Below are 20,361 nucleotides of genomic sequence, written 5' to 3'. Positions count from 1 at the left end.
TAATGAATATATTAGATAAAAAGGATGATTTTTAGGTGAGATGAAGTCCGTAGTAAAAAACATCGACGAAATACACAAAAAGGGCTTGCAGCCCAATAAATACATTACAGTTTAAATGACAAATTATTCAGATAACCAGTTTTCTAATCTATTTGACAAACAAAAAGCAAATCAGTTTTTGGTAGGTAAAACCAATAATAAAGTACGTATCAAAAAATTAAAAGCTTTAAAAGCGGCACTCGAGATAACCTATAAAAATGAGATTAGAGAAGCTTTATATAAAGATTTCAAAAAACCGCAACTTGAAGTTGATCTTACTGAAATTTATCCCGTCATTGATGAAATAAACTTTGCAATAAAGCATTTAAAATCATGGCTCAAAAAGCAACATGTCGATACGCCAATAGCATTATTGGGTAGTTCTTCATGGATTAAAAATGAAGCCAAGGGTGTTTGCCTAATAATTTCTCCCTGGAATTTTCCTGTGAATTTAACCTTTGGGCCATTAGTATCAGCAATAGCTGCTGGAAATACGGTGATTTTAAAACCTAGTGAAGTAACCTATCATACCTCTAAGGTGATGTATGATATCGTTCATGACTTATTTGATGAGAATGAAATTGCACTTGTCGAAGGAGAGGTTGAAGTAGCGCAAGAGTTGCTTAAATTGCCTTTCAACCATATCTTTTTTACTGGGTCACCTCAAGTAGGGAAACTAGTTATGAAAGCGGCTTCGGAGCACTTAAGTTCTGTGACATTAGAATTAGGAGGTAAATCACCCGTAATTATTGATGACACCTCAAATTTAGATAAAGCGGTGAAAAAAATTGTTTTCGGAAAATTTTTAAACGCAGGCCAAACCTGTATTGCCCCTGATTATGTGCTTGTTAACGAAACGATTAAAGCTGAATTTGCTTCAGTATTTAAAAATTATATTACTGAATTCTATTCTGAAAGCCCTTCAACTTCAGATTCCTTCGGAAGAATTGTCAGCCAAAAACATTATAAACGTTTAAAAGGGTATCTCGAAGATGCTTACGCTAGAAATGCGAGTATTGCAGTTGGAGGGAACTTTGACGAGACGGATAATTATATTGCACCAACTTTAGTTTTTGATATTTCCGAAGAGAGTCAACTCATGCAGAATGAAATTTTCGGGCCCATACTTCCGGTGAAAACATATCAATCCACGCACGAAGTTATTAACTTCATCAATTCAAAAGAAAAACCACTAGCACTTTATATTTTCAGTAAGAATAGAACACGCATTAATGACATAATAAATAACACAAGAGCCGGGAGCACTTGTATCAATCATAATTTGTTGCAATTTTTAAATCATAATTTACCGTTTGGAGGCTCAAATAATAGTGGTATTGGTAAAACTCATGGTGTTTATGGATTTCAAGAATTTAGCAATCAACGCTCAGTATTAAAACAACATACTCTTGGAGCGGTAGATTTACTCATGCCGCCTTACAACAACTTTAAACAGAAGCTTGTCGATTTGACTATAAAGTGGTTTTAAACTTTGTTAAAATAATCAGACTGAATTTGCTCATTAACATCATTTTGAAACTTTGTCATACTAAACCATTGATGTATGGAATAACTCCCAGTTTCACCTTTTTTGTTCACAGCGATATAACCAACTTGAAAATCTTTGTAGTTGCTATTCGGTTTGTTCACGATTCTACTAATAGCTTCTTCACAAGCTTCTTGAGGTGATTTACCTTGTCGCATTAATTCTACTACTAAAAAGCTGCCAACAGTTTTGACGACTTCTTCGCCTAAACCTGTAGCGACACAAGCTCCAATTTCATTGTCTACAAATAAACCAGAACCTATTATTGGGGAGTCTCCTACGCGACCTCCCATTTTGTATGCTAATCCGCTCGTTGTGCAAGCGCCAGAAATATCACCATTTTTATCGATTGCCAACATACCAATAGTATCATGATTTTCGATATTGATAATGGGTTTGTATTCCGCTTCAATTTTCCATTTTTCCCAAGCTGCTTTTGAAGCTTCAGTCAATAAGTCTTCTGGTTTAAACCCTTTAGACACCGCAAACTGTTTGGCACCTTCGCCAGCTAGCATGACATGCGGTGTATCTTCCATAACTTTTCGTGCGACTGAAACCGCATGAGTTATGTTTTGAAGATAGACGACTGAGCCACAATTTCCATGCTTATCCATAATACAGGCATCAAGTGTAACATTGCCATCGCGATCTGGGAGGCCGCCTTTACCAACCGATTGCCCTTTTTCGTTCGCTTCTTCTACCATGCAGCCTTGTTCTACGGCATCTAATGCATTGCCTCCAGCTTGGAGGACTTCCATCGCTTTCGCGGTAGCCTTAATGACATGCCATGTGGCAATTACTAAGGGTAATGATGCTTTATTTGTGGGATCTTCAGCTTTCAAAACAGCTGTACTTTCAACTGTTTTATCTGAAGTGTTTTCAGCACAACTCACAAGTGTACTGCCAACGGCAAGTCCAACACCAGTTAAAGATGCTTTTTTAATAAAATGACGTCTTTTCATACGAATACTTTTTTAGAGTTTTTATAGCCATACCATAAGATATAAGCATAACAAATAATGATAAAGAATAAAGCCGATTTAAAGCCAATCTCATCTGTAAAATAGCCATATAAGGGCGGAATGAAAGCACCACCTACAATAGCGGTACATAGCAGTCCAGAGGCTTTAGGTTTAAGATCACCTATTCCATTTATGGCTAAGGTAAAGATGGTAGGGAACATAATAGAGTTAAATAACCCTACGGCTAGTATGCTCCACATACTTACTATGCCTGTTGTTGAAATAGAAGTTAAAATTAAGATCATGGCTATCGTGGCAAAAATACCAAGTACTTTTCCTGGGTTTATAATTTTAGTGAGATAAGAACCTACAAAACGACCAATCATAGCACCCGACCAATAGAAGGTAACAAATACGCCCACAATAGCTTTGTTATCATTGTCGGTTAATCCAGAATTTAGAATGCTCTCTGCGAAAGATCGCATCATGTTATTGTCTTTGATGACTTCCACCAAATTCATATCTAGGAAATAGTTGACTAAGTAGCTTCCAATAGCGACTTCTGCACCTACATAGAAAAAGATGCCTAAGACACCAAGCATCAAATTTTTCTGTTTAAAAGCTTCACTATAGGTCCCTTCAGATTTTTCACTGATTAGTTTAGGAAGTTTTGCAAAAAAGAATATTCCTGCGATACATAGAATAAACAATGCCAATCCGATAAATGGTTTTTGTACTGCCGAAGCTTCAGTGGCTAAATAGGTGTCTTTGGCAGTTTCTGAAAGTGCTGCAATCTCATCTTTGGTTTTGATTTTATCACTTAAAATAAATAAGGCGCCTATTGCCGGAGCAATTGCGGTTCCTAATGAGTTAAAAGCTTGAGAGAGATTTAAACGACTTGATGCACCGGTTTCTGAACCTAAAACGGCTACATAAGGATTAGCGGCAACTTGTAAGATGGTCATACCTCCCGCTAAAATAAAATAAGCAAACATAAATACGCCAAATACACGATAAGAAGCTGCTGGATAAAATAATAAACATCCAAGGGCCATGGTAAATAGTCCGAATATAATACCTCGTTTATACCCTATTTTTGAAAGGATATAACTGGCAGGAATGGAGAGTAAGAAATAGGCGCCGAAAAATGCAAATTGCACCATTCCAGCTTGAAAATATGTTAGCGTGAACAGTTCTCTTAATCTAGGAATTAAAGAATCGACCAAGACCGTTATAAATCCCCAAAGGAAAAATAACGTCGTTAAAAGGATAAAGGATGAGCGATAGGATTTCTGTTGGTTCATAGGGTTACCTCGTATTTATTTTATGGTTATTTCATCTGCAAAGATCCAGCTTCTGCCATCATGTGGATAGCCTAAGTGCCATTTTGGAAGTTCACCCATTTTCTTGGCAATTATTTTGACGTAACGATAAGAGTCTGAAGGAATATTCCAGGATATATGTTTAATTAGAACAGTGTCATTTTTAACAGCTGTATCTATACTGAGAACTTCAATAGATTTAAAGGATGTACCATCTTGAGAAACCAGACATTCTACTTGAGTTGGATAGAAAATCCATGACCCTTGATCTTGTAAAAAGTTGATACTTACATTTTGAATAGGTTTAACACTTCCTTGATTTACAGTAGCAATCAAGTCTTCATTCCAATATCCTTGCCATGTGCCAGTTCTAAAATCTTGAGTGCCCAAAATGCCATCAATAAGAGCGTCGTTGCCTCCAGCATTATACTGATTAGCATATTCAGTATCTAACCTTATCGATAGGTTAGGATCTATTTTATAAAAGTTGGTTTCTGCGGTTGAGCTCTTATTTCCAATATCATCGGTTGCATATACTTTTAATGTTGTCGCTTCTGAAATTGTAAAAGGTGTAGTATATCGTTTGAATTCAGAATCATCGAGACTATAAAAAATCTCTGATTCAGATTGTACACTCGCCAAACTAACTTCAGTACCACCTTTAAAAGCTACATCTCCTTTCTCAATAAAAGGTACTGGAACAATGAGATGTTCTGAAATTTCTGTTTTCGGTTCTTGTCCGTTACGACTTCCCCAAACTGCTGGATTATCGGTCATTTTAAATTCTAGTGTTCCACCATTGATAATATCTTCATGAGTAATGAAGGTCTTATCTAATTGTTCTCCATTGAGATATGCATATTCTATATACTTGTTGCTATCACTTAGATTATTTGCCGCAATCGTAAATTGCTTGTTATTTTCTAAGTTAATGGTCACCTTATCAAATAACGGAGTTCCAATAATATATTGATTAGAACCAGGAGTTACGGGATAGAATCCCATTGATGAAAACACATACCATGCACTCATTTGTCCGCAATCTTCATTTCCTGAGATTCCATCGGGTTCATTTTTATAAAGTTCGGTCAAAATTTGATGGACTTTCTCCATTGTTTTGTGCGGTTTTCCTGCAAAATTATAGAGGTAAGCCATATGATGACTTGGCTCATTACCGTGTGCATATTGTCCGATCAATCCGGTAATATCGGCTTGATTGCGACCAGAGGTTTGGGCTTTAGCAATAAACAATTCATCTAATTGGGCTTCGAGTTGCTCTTTTCCGCCTAACAAATTCATAAAACCAGTAATGTCTTGTGGTACGTAAAAACTATATTGCCAAGAGTTGGCTTCGGTATAATTAAAATTAACTTCGTAAGGATCGAAAGGTGCGAACCATGTATTACGAAACCGCCCTCTCATAAACTTTGATTCTGGATCAAAGATATTCTTATAATACTGCGCTCTTTCAGAATAGGTTTTGTAGTCCTCTTCTTTTCCCATAGCTTTCGCCATTTGGGCAATTGTCCAATCGTCGTAGGCATATTCTAAAGTTTTCGAAACGGATTCACTTTCTTCTTCTACAGGAATAAAACCGAATTCTTTGTAAGATTTAAGTCCGAGTTTATCTCTTGTAGCCGAATGGGTCATGGCATTAAAAGCTTTTTCTACATCGTAAGATCTTATACCTTTCATGTAGGCATCAGAAATAACGGGTACGGCATGATAACCAATCATACAGCCAGTATAATTTGCACTTAAATCCCAAATTGGCATAATACCACCTTCATCATACTTGGCTAAAAAGGTATTGATGAAGTCATTGGTACGCTCTTGCTCTATAATGGTGTACAAGGGATGTGCCGCTCGATAAGTGTCCCAAAGAGAGAACACAGTGTAGTAGTCAAAATCTTTAGTTTCGTGAATTTCTAGATCCATTCCTCGATAGCGACCATCAATATCTTGATATAAATTTGGTGCAATCATTGTATGATACAAAGCTGTATAAAAATTTGTTTTATAGTCGGTGTTATTGGAGCCAATCACAATTTTTTCTAGTTGTGATTCCCATACTGTTTGGGCTTCATTTTTTACTTGATCAAATGTTTTAGATTGAATTTCTTCTTGTAAATTATTTTTTGCTCCAAGTTCGTCAACAGCGGAAATGCCAACTTTTACATAAACGATGTCGTTATTAGGGTTTTCAAATTCTATAGCGGCTTTTTTACTTTGAAATTTATAGTTTTTTGAAATAGGGGTTCCATTTTCTTCATAGGTAATAGATTTAATAGGATGAGAAAACTCAATGTGATAATATAAGCGCTGATCTGTAGCCCAAGCTTTGGAGTGTCTATATCCAGAAATGGTATTATCATTAATTTTTTGAATTTTATAATCTAGGAGTTCATCGCGGTGATCTAAATCTAGAATTACATATTGGTTGTCGCCTGAAGGAAATTGGTATTTATGAATTCCACTGCGTTTTGAAACGGTAAGTTCTACATCAATGTTAGTTGAATCTAGATGTACTTTATAGTAACCTGGTTGAGCGATTTCATTATCATGAGAGAAGTATGCACGATACCCTAATTGGCCATCACTACCATTATTGAAATGTATTGCATTAGTTGGCATTAAAAGTACGTCGCCATAATCGCTAACGCCTGTGCCACTTAGATGCGTGTGTGAAAATCCGTAGATATAGGTATCACTGTAATGATAGCCTGAACAGCCATCCCAGCCATCCAATCGTGTATCTGGACTTAATTGCATCATCCCAAAAGGCATGGTTGCTCCAGGATAGGTATGTCCATGACCTCCTGTGCCAATAAACGGATTGACATATTTGATAAGAGGCTGGTCTTTTACAGCGATTTCAATTACAGATTTTTCTGTGCAACTTGTCAAAACAAGCGCTATTAATAGGATTGAAAAAAAAGGTTTCATGTGATCGTCTTTAAATCGATTCAAAAGATAGTAAATCTTAAGGGATCGTTAAATAAATATTATGGACTAAGTTCCTTTTTAAAATGCCTTATCTTTGAAAAAAACTTAATCTATGCTCCGTTGGGTTATTTTTATATTCATTTATAGCCTACTCACCTTTTACGGATTTCAGGCCATTAAAACAGTTACTAAATTTACTTGGTTGCAGTTTCTGTTCATAGCTATAGCTGTGCTTATTGCGGGAAATTTTATTTATCAGTTTTCTATTGGTTCTGAAGGACGAGTGCTGAGTCCAACCAAAAGTTATGCTTTTGGATTTTTGTTGGCGTTTATGTCCATTAGCTTGGTGATTGTCCCCATTCTTATTGGAGAAGATATTCTAAGATTTGTTTTCGGTTTATATGATAAGCTCGTTAGTAAAGAGACATTTTATATGCCTTCACGAAGAAGATTTATTAGTCAAATTGCGTTAGGCTTGGCAGCAATACCTTTTTCCTCTTTACTTTACGGAATGTATAAAGGCAAGTATGATTTTCGTGTTTTGAATTACACCCTGCATTTTGAGGATTTACCAGAAGCTTTTGATGGTTATAGAATAACTCAAATTAGTGACATACATTCTGGTAGTTTTGATAATCGCGAAAAGCTCGAATATGGTATTAATCTCATTAACGAACAAAAGTCTGATGCGATTATGTTTACTGGTGATTTGGTAAATAACAAAGCGAGTGAAATGTTACCGTGGAAAGACCTCTTCGGAAGTTTAAAAGCTCAAGATGGTGTTTTTTCTGTACTTGGAAATCACGATTACGGCGATTATGTGAGATGGGAATCAGAAGAAGCAAAGCGTAAAAATTTGAATGACCTTAAGCAAATCCAGAAGGATATGGGTTATGAACTTTTGCTCAATGAAAGTCGGTTTATTGAAAAAGACGGTCAACGCATAGCGATAGTTGGTGTGGAGAATTGGGGTAAAGGAGGATTCAAAAAAGCAGGAGATTTAAGGCGAGCAACTGAAAATATTGATTCTGAAGATTTTAAAATATTATTGAGTCACGATCCAAGCCATTGGGAAGAGTGTGTCATCACTGATGATTATCATTATCACTTGACCTTAAGTGGCCATACGCATGGCATGCAATTTGGAATAGAAATACCAGGATGGGTGAAATGGAGTCCTGTAAAATGGCGTTATAAACATTGGGCAGGGATTTATGAGCAATTAGGACAATATATAAATGTGAATAGAGGATTTGGTTTCTTGGCATATCCTGGTCGTGTAGGTATTTGGCCTGAAGTGACTGTAATTACACTTAAAAAGGGAAGCAATAATGCATAATAGCGTGGAAATGTTATATTTACTACGAAATTGTTTATTTTTATAAAGAATTCATAGTGAACCTACTAGATTATTTTATTTAAAGGATAATCAAAAATTTATGTAGGTTTGTAATATCAAGTATGATTTAAAAGATTAAATCTATGTCAAAATTTGGGGAACTTATAGATATTGATATTCCTGTTCTGTTAGATTTTTTTACAGAATGGAATGAGCAATCTGCTGCTATGCATCCCGTAATGCGAGATGTTGCTGCTGCTCTTGGTGACAAAGCAAAAGTGATTAAAATCGATGTTGATAAAAACAAAGAGTTAGCTGAAGCTTTGCGTGTTAAAGGTCTACCTACGCTTATCATTTATAAAAATGGTGAAATGAAATGGAGGCATAGTGGTGAACAAGATGCGAATACGCTCATTGGAATAGTACAGGAGTACATTTAATTCTATTTAAGACAACGCTTTAAACACATATCCTTTCTTACTGAATTCTTCTAATATTTTTGGAAGAGCATATTTCATTCGTTTTGAGGCTTTTATACTATCGTGAAATACGATGATACTACCTGGCTTACTTTTAGAGATTACATTTTCTAAACATTTTTCTTCGGAAATCGTATGATCCCAATCAAATGATAGCACATCCCACATGATAATACGGTACCCTAAATTGATCAGTTGTTTGCCTTGTTTTGGTTTTATTTGTCCGTATGGTGGTCTAAATAATTTAGAGGTGTTATGTATGAAGTACTTATCAATTGTAGATTGGGTTTTTTCAACTTCAGTTAAGTAGTCGCTGCTACTAGTTTTCCAACCTTTTATATGGTGTTGTGTATGATTTCCTATGCCATGGCCATCATTGATTAATTTTTGAAAAAGATCAGGATGTTTTTCAATATTGTCGCCAATACAAAAAAATGTAGCCTTAGCATTATGGGTTTTAAGGATTTCTAACGTCCATGTCGTAATATCTGGAGTAGGGCCATCATCAAAGGTTAAGTATAGCTCCTTTTGAGTTGTAGCAACATCCCAAACATAGTTTGGGAACATCTTTTTGGCTACAACTGGTGTTTTTATTGGAGTAATTTTCAAAATACTATTGTTGAATTCCCAGAATTTTATCTATGGTGTCGGAAGGTATATCTCTACCTTCCAGTTCTGAATTTGGTTCGTTTTCAGGTTCTTCTTCACCCATGAAGTGTTTGAAGAGCTTCAAGTAGTTATTAAACTTTTCAGTTTCTTCCATGGCAAAATCTTTATCATTATAGATGACTAAAATGTCAACTAAATTTCTGTACCATTCAATATCGGTAACGATTTCATCGAGATAGCGTGTTTGATTCTCTATCGTTAATCCACTCCAATAGGTTAATTTTTCTTGATATTTTCTAGACACTTCGATGTATAGTTTTCGTGCTTTTTCTTCCTTACCGATTTCATAATAACCACTGATGTATGGTTCAAGGAGTGTGTAAAAGCCAAACTTATCTACGGGCATTTTTTCCATGGCTAAATCAGCAATTTTTTCTGCTTTATCCAATTGGTCCTCCTGAATAAGCTTTTCCATAAGTCTTGCAAGATTGCCTCTATAAGTAATTCCGTTTTTACGAGTTTCAACATCATGATAAATCTTATCACTACCGCTATTTCCCCAATCCCAAGATATCACCTTGTCGTACATGAGTTCGGTATCTACACGGCCCATATCAAAAGGATTTGCCTTGTCGACGGGTGTTTTAATAGGCACTAATTTGTAGCACAATCCATCAAGTTGAAGGTAGTCTTTCATCCAGATATAGTCTTCGTCACTAAAGGCGCCTCCTGTAAAGTAAATTGGACGTTTCCAGTCGTTATTTGCAATGATATCTAGCATTAACAAACGATTTTTATATAAGGCACTTCCTGTGATTTTAATGTCTAAATAGGGCTCGATTTTATCTTCATCCTTCGCTTTAACAATCCCGCTTTCTAAGACATTAGATTTAATTACAGGCACCCTAACATTTGTTGTTGGTAAATAATTGGAGTTTAACAATTGTGCTGGATAAACAGATGGATCCTCTCCCGTGGCTTTTAGTGCGTACGCTAATTTGTATTTTGGGTCGTCACTAGAGATAAAGTCGACAAAATCTTTAATAAGGAAGGTGTCTTTTGTGATTTCATTTTTCATGATATAATCACGTGTACCAAATTTATATTGGTCGTGTGTTAATTGCGAAGGTATCGGGTCACTGTCATACGCTTTGCGTTTCATTTGATCGATATACCAATCGGTTTGGAATAAACTGGTGTTTACTACTCGAACGTCAGTTCGTACGCCTTCAATCTCCTGCAGATACCATAGAGGGAAACTATCATTGTCGCCAATGGTAAATAAAATCGAATTTGGCGCACAGGACTCTAGGTATTTGCGAGCCATTGCTTGCGCTGTATAGCGCTCAGAGCGGTCATGGTCATCCCAATTTTCTGCTGCTAAAATTCCAGGAACTAAAACTAAGCATACTACTGTAATTGCAGGAGCCAAGAATTTAGAGTTTGCATATTTCCGAATGACATCATAAATGGCATAGACGCCAAAGCCTATCCAGATAGCAAAGACATAAAAGGAGCCTACTACAGAATAATCACGTTCACGCGGTTCAAATGGTCTTACATTAGTATAGAATTGAATGGCCAAACCAGTAAATAAAAAGAATACGAGAAGCACCCAAAAACGTTTAGGATCTTTAGATAAGACGAAAAGAAATCCGATAATTCCTAATATTAAAGGCAGTAAATAATAGTTGTTTCGTGCTTTATTATTAGCGACATCACTTGGTAAATTATCTTGTGACATACCTAAGTGCCATTCGTCTATAAGGTCAATCCCACTAATCCAATTGCCGTGTAAATTATCATACTTTCCTTGAATATCGTCTTGTCTTCCCGAGAAATTCCACATAAAATATCTCCAATACATATAACCAAATTGATAATCAATCATATAATATAAATTGTCACCAAAAGAGGGTTTTTCAATTTCCAAGAAATCGCGTCCAAATTGTTTGAGAAAATTATGATAATCTTCATAATCGACTTTACCTTGTGAGACTTCTTTCCTAAAGTCATTGACTAAGGCTCTTACCTGATTCTCCATTTGGTATTCAGGTTTAATTTTGAAATCTAGTAAACCGGTGAACATCATATAATTCTCAGCATGTTCCCCACTCCACATTCTAGGAAGTATTTGTGCGTGTTTAGAATTATAGTTTTGTTTTGCGTTTTTCCAATTGTTTACAATGATATATTCTCCTTTTTCATAGTCTTTTTCATACTTGGGTTTATCGTCCAAATAAGGGTTGTTTTCATCTAAGCCAGAATATTGATCGGTAAATAATGGTCCGTAAAATAAATGTGTTTCGGGATATTGTTCGAGATTATAGTACGCTAAAAGTTCTCGGGCACTCGATGGATTATTTTCATTGATTATTACATTGGCATTAGCCCTAATAGGTAGTATGGTCCAAGAGGAAAATCCAATAAAAATAAAAATTAAACACAAGGTAAGCGTATTTGCATATTTATATCCTTTGTCTCTGGTATATTTTAAACCATAATAAAATGCGGCTATAAGCGCAACACCAGCAATTATTGAGCCTGAGTTAAAAGGCAGCCCAATGGTATTGACAAAGAATATTTCCGAAGCACTAAACAATCGAAGTGCATTAGGCAATAACAACTTAAATATGAACAATAGTATGGCCGCAGAAATAATATTGGCCAAAATGAAGGTTTTAGGCGTAACCGTTTTATGGTTTTTAAAGTAATATATTAAGCCTAATGCAGGAATAGTAAGTAATCCCATAAAATGAACTCCGAATGAAAGTCCAATAACAAAGGCAATAAGAATGAGCCAGCGATGCCCTCTTGGTTTATGCATGTCGCGTTCCCAACACAAGCCTAAATAGAATAGAATGGCCATAATTAAGGTTGCCATTGCATATACTTCTGTTTCAACAGCATTAAACCAGAAAGAATCTGTAAAAGTAAAAGATAAACTTCCAACCAAAGCACTTCCTAAAATGGCTACATATTGGTTTTTAGATAAAACGCCCTTAGTCTCATTTACTTCTTTTGGATCTGAAACGGCCACAAGTTTTCTCAATAATAGACTAATAGACCAAAACATGAATAAAATTGTAAAAGCACTAGATACAGCGCTCATCATGTTAAGCATCATTCCAATTTGGGACGGTTCTAGTGCAAATATTGAGAAAAAGGCTCCTAACATTTGAAATAAAGGTGCTCCAGGGGGATGACCAACTTGTAATTTTGATGAGGTCAATATATATTCACCAGCGTCCCAAAAACTAACAGTGGGCTCAATGGTTAAAGCATATGTGATTAAGGCTATTGTAAAAGCGAGCCATCCAAGGATGGTATTCCATTTCTTGAAGTTGAAATGTGTCATAAAGCTAGTCTATTTGATGCGAGCGAATTTAATAATAAATATCATAAACCCTATTGATTTTAAGTAAACGTTACCATTTTTTGATTATTTTATAATAAATTGTTTGTACAAATAAAACTTTGTTATAAATTTGCACCCTCTTTAAGAGATTGGCCTATGGTGTAACTGGCAACACATTGGTTTTTGGTACCAAAGAGTCTAGGTTCGATCCCTAGTGGGCCAACAAAAAAGTCTTCCAAATTTGGAAGACTTTTTTTATACACTTATTTCAAGATTAAATTTTAAAGGTAATCACTGGCCTTTTGGCGTGATTTACTAAGTCTTCACTTATGCTTCCGTTAAAAAAGTGCGCGATACCTTGTCTCCCATGCGTACTAATTCCAATTAAATCAGCATCTATTTGTCTAGAAAAATTAAGTACACCTTTCTCTACAGACTCATCGTTATAAACAGTAATAGTAAAATTTTTGAAGCTATAGTCTTCAATGAACTCATTAATTCTATCATTAGCTTTTTTGGTTGTTGTAAAATTACTGGCAGTATTTACCATGAGCAAATGCAGTTGCGCGCCAAAAGCAGTGGCAAATTCTGTAGCCTGTCTGTAGGTTTCTTTATTATCATTCTTAAAATCTGATGCAAAAACGATGTCATCAATACTAAAGTCGTCATGATCATTTTTAATGACGAGCACGGGTACTTCGGAATTACGAACGGCTTTTTCGGCATTAGAACCAACAAACATTTCTTTAATACCACTAGCACCATGTGAACCCATAGTAATCATTGTGATGCCGTGTTCCTTGCAAATTTCAGAAATACCATTGAATGAACCATCAGGTTTAACAATTTCATGAACGGTTAATCCTTTCAGATGTTCGCTATTCATGATGTCTTCAAATTTTTGATGCGCCATTCTCATAAAAAACATCACTTCAGGAACATCAGCCTGACTATTCACAGTATCTATCTCCTGCAAAGGGATTTCGAGCATATGCAGCAAATAAATTTCACTACCATGTTTTCTAGCGATTTGTGAAGCTACTTTTAAGGCATTTTCTGCTTCAAGCGAAAAATCTGTCGGAACTAATATTTTTTTCATAAGGATTGAGTTATTTAGAGTCTCCTAAATTTAATAATAAAATTCGAAACGAGCATCTTTGCAAAAATCAATTAAAATGTTGTATATTTGCAGCGTTGTTTGAAGAAAAAGAATAATGAGCGGACGGGAAGTCCGCTCTTTTTATACTAAAAATGTTCAAGGATACGGTAAAACAATTATTAGATGATGCATTAAACCAGCGTGAAGACCTGTTTTTAATCGATTTCGAGGTCTTACAAGGCAACACAATCAAAGTTGTAATTGACGGTGATAATGGTGTTTTGGTTGAAGACTGCATGTTTATTAGCCGTGGTATAGAGCATAATTTAGATAGAGAAGAAGAGGATTTTTCTTTAGAGGTTCAGTCTTCAGGAGCTACGGCACCTTTTACAAATAAAAGACAGTATAAAAAAAATGTGGGACGAATCTTAAGTGTAAAAACCACAACTAACGATACTATAGAAGGAACGCTTACCGAAGCTAATGAGGATGCAATTCTTTTAGAGTGGAAAGTGAGGGAGCCTAAACCTGTTGGTAAAGGAAAAGTAACCGTAAAAAAGCAAGCTGAAATATCGTACGACACGATTTCGAAAGCTCAAGTTGTAATAAAATTTTAATTCATAGTTATGGAAAATATTGCGTTAATTGATTCTTTTTCAGAATTTAAAGACGATAAATTAATAGATCGTGTAACGTTAATGGCGATTTTAGAGGATGTATTGAGAAATGCCTTGAAAAAGAAATATGGTGATGACGATAATTTTGATATTATTATAAATCCAGATAAAGGAGATTTGGAGATATGGAGAAATCGAGTTGTTGTAGCCGATGGTGAAGTAGAAGAGCCAAATCAAGAAATTGAATTAACTGAAGCACAAAAAATAGAACCAGATTTTGAAGTTGGTGAAGATGTTGCTGAAGAAGTGAAATTAGTGGATTTAGGACGTCGTTCTATTTTGGCTTTACGCCAAAATTTGATTTCTAAAATTCATGAACATGATAACACAAACATCTATAAGCAATTTAAAGAGCTTGAAGGTGAGATTTATTCAGCTGAAGTGCATCATATTCGTCACAGAGCGATTATTTTATTGGACGATGAAGGTAACGAAATCATACTTCCTAAGGATAAACAAATCCCTTCAGACTTTTTTAGAAAAGGTGAAAATGTAAGAGGAATTATAGAAAGTGTTGAATTGAAAGGTAATAAGCCTGCAATCATCATGTCTAGAACGTCACCTGCATTTTTAGAAAAACTGTTTGAGCAAGAGATTCCTGAAGTATTTGATGGATTAATCACTATCAAGAGTGTGGTAAGAATACCAGGTGAAAAGGCTAAAGTGGCGGTTGATTCTTATGATGATAGAATTGATCCTGTTGGTGCATGTGTTGGGATGAAAGGGTCTAGAATTCACGGGATTGTTCGTGAGCTAGGAAATGAAAATATTGATGTCATCAACTATACCAATAACTTACAGTTATTTATCACTAGGGCCTTAAGTCCTGCACGAGTAACGTCTATTAAGTTAGATGAAGAAAATAAACGCGCTGAGGTGTTATTAAAGCCAGAAGAGGTGTCAAAAGCCATTGGTAGAGGTGGTCACAACATTAGATTGGCTGGAAAATTAACCGGCTATGAGATTGACGTATTTAGAGAAGGTGCTGAAGAAGATGTGGAGTTATCGGAATTCTCAGATGAAATCGAAGGATGGATTATCGAAGAATTTAGTAAAGCAGGTTTAGATACTGCTAAAAGTGTGTTAGAGCAAGATGTTGAAGATCTTGTAAAACGTACCGATTTAGAAGAAGAAACAATTATAGATGTTCTTCGAATTCTTAAGGAAGAATTTGAAGAATAATACCAGTGTAACAAAAACATGTTACTTTGGTAGAATAGATTTTTAAGTTATATTACAAGCAATTTATGGCTCAAATTAGATTAAATAAAGTATTAAGGGAATTGAATATCTCTATTGATCGTGCTGTTGATTTTTTAGAATCAAAAGGTGTCGAGGTAGAGAAGAGTCCTAATACGAAAATATCAGAAGAGGTTTACGCAATTCTTTCCGACGAATTTCAGACTGACGCTAATAAAAAAGTAGCTTCTTTAGAAGTTAGTGAAGCAAAGTTAAAAGAAAAGGAAGAGTTACGAGAGCAACGCGAGCGTGAATTGGAAGAAAAGGCTCAAAGAGACGCAAAAAGCCGTGAAGTCGTTAAAGCAAAGGCGGAGTTGAGCGGACCGAAGCAGGTTGGTAAAATTGACCTGAATAAGCCAGAAGAAGAGCCTAAAACTGCTCCTGAATCTGAGGTGGTTAAAGAATCTCCAAAAAAAGAGCAAGTTCAAAAAGAAGTAAAAGTAAAAGCGAAAGAAGAACCAGCTGAAGAGCCAGTCAAAGAAGTTGCTAAGCCTAAAGAAGCACCTGTAAAAGAGAAGAAAGTACCTGTAAAAGAGGTTGAAGCTGAAAAAACAGAAGATGCGAGTGCCGAGCCAACTGAAGAAACGTTAAAGACACAATATAAAAAACTTTCAGGCCCAAAAATCGCAGGTGATAAAATTGATTTATCTCAATTTAATAAACCAAAGAAGAAAAAGGAAGAGAAGAAGACAGATACAGATTCTGATAATAAAAAGAAAAGACGCCGAATTAGTAAAGGTCCTGCTGCTGGTGGCGATAATAGAGGAGGTAATCGTGGAGGTAATCAAAGAGGTGGCTTTAAAGGCAAATCTCAAGCTGGTAAACGAACATCTACTGTAAAAGCAGAACCAAGTGCAGAAGACGTACAAAAACAAGTCCGTGAAACCTTAGAGAAACTTCAAGGAAAATCGAGTAAAGGAAAAGGCGCTAAATATCGAAGAGAGAAGAGAGAACAACATAGAGAACAGTCTGAAATTGATCAACAAATAGAAGCTGCAGAAAGCAAAATTCTAAAAGTGACAGAATTTGTAACGGCTAATGAAGTAGCGACCATGATGAATGTTTCGGTTACCGAAATTATTTCGGCATGTATGTCGCTCGGGATGATGGTGACCATGAACCAGCGTTTAGATGCTGAAACCTTATCTGTAGTTGCAGATGAATTTGGCTATAAAGTTGATTTTGTTACTGCTGATATTGAAGAGTCGATTGAGGAAGTAGTAGATAAGCCAGAAGATCTAGTAACACGAGCGCCAATTGTAACTGTAATGGGTCACGTTGATCATGGTAAAACTTCTTTACTGGATTATATTCGTAAAGAAAATGTAATAGCCGGAGAATCAGGTGGAATTACACAACATATTGGAGCTTATGGCGTTCAATTAGAAGGCGGACAAAAAATAGCATTCTTAGATACACCAGGTCACGAGGCCTTTACCGCAATGCGCGCGCGTGGTGCTCAAGTCACCGATTTAGCAATTATTGTAGTTGCTGCTGATGATTCAATCATGCCGCAAACGAAAGAGGCAATTGCTCATGCTCAAGCAGCAGAAGTGCCGATTATTTTTGCAATTAATAAAATTGATAAGGTTGGAGCAAATCCTGAAAAAGTAAAAGAAGGATTAGCACAAATGAACTTATTGGTTGAAGATTGGGGTGGAAAAATTCAATCTCATGATATTTCAGCTAAAAATGGAACAGGTATCAAAGAATTATTGGAAAAAGTATTGCTAGAAGCCGAGTTATTAGAGCTTAAAGCTAATCCAAATAAAAATGCATCAGGCACGGTTGTAGAAGCCTTCTTAGATAAAGGTCGTGGATATGTTTCAACGATTTTAGTACAAGCCGGAACATTAAAAGTTGGAGATTACGTACTCGCAGGCAAAAACAGTGGTAAAGTGAAAGCCATGCATGATGAACGTGGAAATGAAGTGGAAGCTGCAGGGCCTTCAACACCTGTATCTATATTAGGGTTGGATGGAGCACCTCAAGCGGGTGATAAATTCAATGTCTTTGAAGATGAACGTGAAGCCAAACAAATCGCAGCAAAGCGAACACAGTTACAACGTGAGCAATCGGTGAGAACACAACGTCATATTACACTAGATGAAATTGGACGTCGAATTGCACTCGGAGATTTCCAAGAATTAAATATCATCCTTAAAGGTGATGTGGATGGTTCTGTGGAAGCTTTAACAGATTCATTCCAAAAACTATCCACTGAAGAAATACAAGTTAATATCATACATAAAGGTGTTGGTGCCATTACAGAAAGTGATGTGTTATTGGCAACTGCTTCTGATGCAATTATTATTGGATTTAACGTGAGACCAATGGGTAATGCGCGTCAAATTGCTGATAAAGAAGAAATTGATATCAGAATGTACTCAATAATTTACGATGCTATTAATGATCTTAAAGACGCAATGGAAGGGATGTTATCTCCGGAGCTAAAAGAAGAAATTACTGGTACTGCTGAAATTAGAGAAACTTTCAAGATTTCTAAAATTGGAACAATTGCAGGTTGTATGGTGACTACTGGTAAAATATATAGAAATTCAGGAATCCGTCTTATTAGAGATGGCGTTGTAATTCATACCGGAGAGTTAACTTCATTAAAGCGTTTCAAAGATGATGCTAAAGAAGTTGCGAAAGGATACGATTGTGGTATTCAATTGAAAAACTATAACGATATTCAAATTGATGATGTTATTGAAGCCTTCCAAGAAGTTGAAGTTAAAAAGAAACTGAAATAAAAGGTTACATATGATATAAAAAAAGCGACTACATGTAGTCGCTTTTTTTATGTCATCATTTAATAAGAATTAGTCGTCCTTCTTAGGTTCAAAAACCATCGCTTTAGAAAACTTCTTTTTTATTTTCAATAAAGCAATATCTGCTTCTAAGCGTGTGCTAAAATTCCCAACCCATACTTTATAATTTGGAGTTTCATAGACCAATTCAGAAGGCCACTGTGAGAAAGCACTCTGAAACGTCTCTCGCAAACTTATAGCTTCCGAGCGTGAACCAAAATCTAACTGAATTTTATAGAGATCCACCGTTTTAACATCTTTTTTATATTCCAATAATTTGGTGATGTCGTTGTCTTGATCAATTGTTACGGTTCCTTCTTGAGATAGAGCCAAGTTAGCCATGCCGAAAAACGCAAGGAATAATATGGTGATTTTTAGCTTATTAATTTTCATATATTTTGAAATTTGATACAAAGAAAACGTTTTTTTTTAAGTGTTGTTTCCTTAGTGATAAATAATAACTAATTTCACCTCTAAAATATTATTTAGAATCCGTATAAATTAGCAATTAACACATATGTAACATTTATAAAACGGACTATAAGTATTATTTTTGCCTGAGATTTTACAAACGTTTTTTTCAATAGTATTAATGAAAAAATCATACCAAAGTTTAGAAGATAATTCAACTAACAATATGATACAGGTGATTTACCGTCAATTAGCCTCAAAGATTCCTTACTTAGGACTGGTTATTTTACTTACGTTTTCCACTTCACTCACTGCTCAAGAGGGCGATCCTGCAAAAGGAAAAACTTTATACAATACAAACTGTGCTGCTTGTCATCAACTCGATAGAAAAATGACAGGTCCAGCATTACGTAATGTTGAAGCGCGTCTTTCTGAAGAACAAGGTTTAGATAGAGAGTGGTTAAACAAATGGATTCGCAACAGTGCTGGATTAGTTAAATCTGGTGATGCCTATGCAAACCAAATTTACAATGAGTACAATGGCGTTGCCATGACTGCTTTTCCACAATTGTCAGATCAAGATATTACAGATATTTTAGCTTATACTGCTGCTGAACCGCCAAAGAAGGAAGAAGTTGTAGTTGTAGCGGGCAAGGGCTCATCTGAAGAAGGTATTTCAAGTAAAATCATCTTAGGAGCACTAGCTATACTATTTGCACTGCTAGCAATTGCCTTAGTCTTAGTAAGACAAACTTTAAATCGTTTTGCTGAGGAAAAAGGTGTTACAGCAGTTGAAAAAGATAAAGGGTTGCCAATCTGGAAAGCTTTTGTACAAAATCAATTCTTGGTATTGGTCTCTGTGATTTTCTTACTATTGGCCAGTGCGTATTTTGTTTACGGATACCTATCTCAAATAGGTGTAGATCAAGGCTATGAGCCAGTGCAGCCTATTCATTATTCACATAGAATTCATGCCGGAGAAAATGGTATCGATTGTAAATACTGTCACTCTTCTGCAAGAGTAAGTAAGCATTCAGGTATTCCGTCATTAAATATTTGTATGAACTGTCATAAGTCTATTTATCAAGTAGCTGAAGTGACCCAACAAGAAGGTATTGAAGAATATGGCGTTGATTATAATGCTGAAATTCAAAAATTATACAAAGCGGTAGGATGGGATGAAGATGAGCAGCAATATACTGGAGAAACACAGCCAGTAAAATGGGTAAGAATTCATAATTTGCCAGACTTTGCTTACTTTAATCACTCTCAACATGTTTCTGTTGCTGGTGTGCAATGTCAAACATGTCACGGACCAGTAGAAGAAATGGAAGTGATGTATCAACATGCTCCGTTAACAATGGGATGGTGTATTAACTGTCACAGAGAAACAAATGTAAAAGTTGAAGATAATGCGTATTACACAAAAATACACGAGCAATTATCTAAGAAATATGGTGTAGACAAACTCACAGCCGCTCAAATGGGTGGTCTGGAATGTGGTAAGTGTCACTACTAATAA

Annotated in this window: 14 protein-coding genes and 1 tRNA gene; 8 read left to right on the top strand and 7 right to left on the bottom strand. The window is 35.7% G+C overall.

The annotated features are described in order from the left end of the window. Positions 1-115: 115 nt before the first annotated feature. Positions 116-1,528 carry an aldehyde dehydrogenase family protein gene (locus BLT57_RS01140; RefSeq protein WP_091421128.1) on the top strand — a complete coding sequence of 471 codons (1,413 nt, stop codon included), beginning with the start codon at positions 116-118 and terminating at the stop codon, positions 1,526-1,528. Here the strand turns inward: BLT57_RS01140 and BLT57_RS01135 are convergent. Genes BLT57_RS01135 through BLT57_RS01125 form a run of 3 tightly spaced genes read right to left on the bottom strand, consistent with a single transcriptional unit; the run spans position 1,525 to position 6,815 of the window. Further along, entirely contained in the window at positions 1,525-2,547 is a 1,023-nt protein-coding gene (locus tag BLT57_RS01135) for a N(4)-(beta-N-acetylglucosaminyl)-L-asparaginase (protein WP_091421125.1), read from the bottom strand. The genes BLT57_RS01140 and BLT57_RS01135 overlap by 4 nt on opposite strands. Further along, entirely contained in the window at positions 2,544-3,851 is a 1,308-nt protein-coding gene (locus tag BLT57_RS01130) for a sugar MFS transporter (RefSeq protein ID WP_091421122.1), read from the bottom strand. Before BLT57_RS01130 ends, BLT57_RS01135 begins: the two co-directional genes overlap by 4 nt. Positions 3,852-3,866: 15 nt before the next feature. Beyond that, the gene (locus tag BLT57_RS01125) at positions 3,867-6,815 is read right to left on the bottom strand and encodes a GH92 family glycosyl hydrolase (protein WP_091421118.1); all 2,949 of its coding nucleotides are present in this window, start codon (positions 6,813-6,815) and stop codon (positions 3,867-3,869) included. Between the two features lie 112 nt (positions 6,816-6,927). Between BLT57_RS01125 and BLT57_RS01120 the strand changes: the two genes are divergently transcribed. Together BLT57_RS01120 and BLT57_RS01115 are read left to right on the top strand one after the other, a co-directional pair. Beyond that, on the top strand, positions 6,928-8,154 hold the full coding sequence (locus BLT57_RS01120; RefSeq protein ID WP_091421114.1) for a metallophosphoesterase: 1,227 nt from the start codon (positions 6,928-6,930) through the stop codon (positions 8,152-8,154). A 143-nt stretch (positions 8,155-8,297) separates the two neighbouring features. Beyond that, on the top strand, positions 8,298-8,594 hold the full coding sequence (locus BLT57_RS01115; RefSeq protein ID WP_091421112.1) for a co-chaperone YbbN: 297 nt from the start codon (positions 8,298-8,300) through the stop codon (positions 8,592-8,594). A 6-nt stretch (positions 8,595-8,600) separates the two neighbouring features. Here the strand turns inward: BLT57_RS01115 and BLT57_RS01110 are convergent, their stop codons facing one another. Then, entirely contained in the window at positions 8,601-9,242 is a 642-nt protein-coding gene (locus BLT57_RS01110) for a polysaccharide deacetylase family protein (RefSeq protein WP_091421108.1), read from the bottom strand. Between the two features lie 4 nt (positions 9,243-9,246). Continuing rightward, positions 9,247-12,600, bottom strand: a complete 3,354-nt coding sequence (locus BLT57_RS01105; protein ID WP_091421105.1) for a DUF2723 domain-containing protein — start codon at positions 12,598-12,600, stop codon at positions 9,247-9,249. Between the two features lie 150 nt (positions 12,601-12,750). On the opposite strand from BLT57_RS01105, the gene BLT57_RS01100 reads away from it, so the two are divergent. Beyond that, positions 12,751-12,823: transfer RNA gene (locus BLT57_RS01100), tRNA-Gln, on the top strand. A gap of 51 nt (positions 12,824-12,874) precedes the next feature. On the opposite strand, the gene BLT57_RS01095 is transcribed toward BLT57_RS01100, so the two are convergent. Continuing rightward, a complete protein-coding gene (locus tag BLT57_RS01095) occupies positions 12,875-13,699 on the bottom strand; it encodes a universal stress protein (RefSeq protein WP_091421102.1) in 825 nt (274 codons plus the stop codon). A gap of 152 nt (positions 13,700-13,851) precedes the next feature. Between BLT57_RS01095 and rimP the strand changes: the two genes are divergently transcribed. From rimP to infB, 3 genes are all read left to right on the top strand, one after another. Continuing rightward, positions 13,852-14,316, top strand: coding sequence for a ribosome assembly cofactor RimP (gene rimP / locus BLT57_RS01090; RefSeq protein WP_091421098.1), 465 nt, complete (start codon positions 13,852-13,854; stop codon positions 14,314-14,316). A 9-nt stretch (positions 14,317-14,325) separates the two neighbouring features. Further along, positions 14,326-15,558 carry a transcription termination factor NusA gene (gene nusA, locus BLT57_RS01085; RefSeq protein WP_091421097.1) on the top strand — a complete coding sequence of 411 codons (1,233 nt, stop codon included), beginning with the start codon at positions 14,326-14,328 and terminating at the stop codon, positions 15,556-15,558. A gap of 65 nt (positions 15,559-15,623) precedes the next feature. Beyond that, complete coding sequence (gene infB, locus BLT57_RS01080; protein WP_091421094.1) at positions 15,624-18,371, top strand: translation initiation factor IF-2; 2,748 nt, start codon at positions 15,624-15,626, stop codon at positions 18,369-18,371. A 69-nt stretch (positions 18,372-18,440) separates the two neighbouring features. On the opposite strand, the gene BLT57_RS01075 is transcribed toward infB, so the two are convergent. Next, entirely contained in the window at positions 18,441-18,821 is a 381-nt protein-coding gene (locus BLT57_RS01075) for an SPOR domain-containing protein (protein ID WP_091421091.1), read from the bottom strand. A gap of 244 nt (positions 18,822-19,065) precedes the next feature. Here BLT57_RS01075 and BLT57_RS01070 point away from each other — a divergent pair, with 244 nt between their 5' ends. Further along, positions 19,066-20,358 (top strand): c-type cytochrome, encoded by a 1,293-nt coding sequence (locus BLT57_RS01070; protein WP_091426590.1) that lies wholly within the window; start codon positions 19,066-19,068, stop codon positions 20,356-20,358. The last annotated feature ends 3 nt before the right edge of the window (positions 20,359-20,361 follow it).

Origin of the sequence: Formosa sp. Hel1_31_208, from assembly GCF_900104785.1 — a bacterium.
Taxonomy (GTDB): Bacteria; Bacteroidota; Bacteroidia; order Flavobacteriales; family Flavobacteriaceae; genus Psychroserpens.
This window is presented reverse-complemented; position numbering and strand designations above follow the sequence as displayed.

Coding starts and splice junctions, on each gene's coding strand:
- BLT57_RS01115 (WP_091421112.1), top strand. CDS start 8,298: ATGTCAAAATTTGGGGAACTTATAGATATTGATATTCCTGTTCTGTTA.
- BLT57_RS01095 (WP_091421102.1), bottom strand. CDS start 13,699: ATGAAAAAAATATTAGTTCCGACAGATTTTTCGCTTGAAGCAGAAAAT.
- nusA (WP_091421097.1), top strand. CDS start 14,326: ATGGAAAATATTGCGTTAATTGATTCTTTTTCAGAATTTAAAGACGAT.
- BLT57_RS01075 (WP_091421091.1), bottom strand. CDS start 18,821: ATGAAAATTAATAAGCTAAAAATCACCATATTATTCCTTGCGTTTTTC.
- BLT57_RS01140 (WP_091421128.1), top strand. CDS start 116: ATGACAAATTATTCAGATAACCAGTTTTCTAATCTATTTGACAAACAA.
- BLT57_RS01130 (WP_091421122.1), bottom strand. CDS start 3,851: ATGAACCAACAGAAATCCTATCGCTCATCCTTTATCCTTTTAACGACG.
- BLT57_RS01135 (WP_091421125.1), bottom strand. CDS start 2,547: ATGAAAAGACGTCATTTTATTAAAAAAGCATCTTTAACTGGTGTTGGA.
- BLT57_RS01120 (WP_091421114.1), top strand. CDS start 6,928: ATGCTCCGTTGGGTTATTTTTATATTCATTTATAGCCTACTCACCTTT.
- rimP (WP_091421098.1), top strand. CDS start 13,852: ATGTTCAAGGATACGGTAAAACAATTATTAGATGATGCATTAAACCAG.
- BLT57_RS01105 (WP_091421105.1), bottom strand. CDS start 12,600: ATGACACATTTCAACTTCAAGAAATGGAATACCATCCTTGGATGGCTC.
- infB (WP_091421094.1), top strand. CDS start 15,624: ATGGCTCAAATTAGATTAAATAAAGTATTAAGGGAATTGAATATCTCT.
- BLT57_RS01070 (WP_091426590.1), top strand. CDS start 19,066: ATGATACAGGTGATTTACCGTCAATTAGCCTCAAAGATTCCTTACTTA.
- BLT57_RS01125 (WP_091421118.1), bottom strand. CDS start 6,815: ATGAAACCTTTTTTTTCAATCCTATTAATAGCGCTTGTTTTGACAAGT.